The following is a 434-nucleotide window of genomic DNA, read 5'->3' as shown; positions in this document are numbered from 1 at the left end:
GCGACGCCGCCAGGATCGTCTCCAGCGACTCGCCGGCCCGGCGCACCAGCTTCACCCCGGCCTCGACCTCGGCATTGGAGGAGGAGATCAGCCCGGAGATGTCCTTGGCCGCCTCGCCTGAGCGCTGGGCGAGCGTGCGCACTTCGCTCGCGACCACGGCAAAGCCCTTGCCGGCATCACCGGCCCTTGCCGCCTCGACAGCGGCGTTAAGCGCCAGCAGGTTGGTCTGGAAGGCGATGTCGTCGATGACGCGGATGATGTCGGAGATCTTGCGCGAGGCCTCCTCGATCCGCGCCATGGCGCTGACCGCTTCGCCGGCGATGGCGCCGCCGTCCTGAGCCGCCTTCATCGCCTCCTCGGCAACCGCCGCCGCCTGGCGCGCGCCCTGGGCCGAAGCCTTCACCGAGGCCGCCAGCTCTTCGGTCGTCGCCGCC

Annotated in this window: 1 protein-coding gene; it reads right to left on the bottom strand. The window is 71.4% G+C overall.

The window, feature by feature from the left end; translation table 11 throughout:
• Nucleotides 1-434, bottom strand: a 434-nt coding sequence (locus CXY91_RS30680; protein ID WP_248307683.1) for a methyl-accepting chemotaxis protein, incomplete at both ends; no start/stop codon positions are given.

Origin of the sequence: Allobosea sp. FBZP-16, from assembly GCF_002831785.1 — a bacterium.
Lineage (GTDB): Bacteria > Pseudomonadota > Alphaproteobacteria > Rhizobiales > Beijerinckiaceae > Allobosea > Allobosea lupini.
This window is presented reverse-complemented; position numbering and strand designations above follow the sequence as displayed.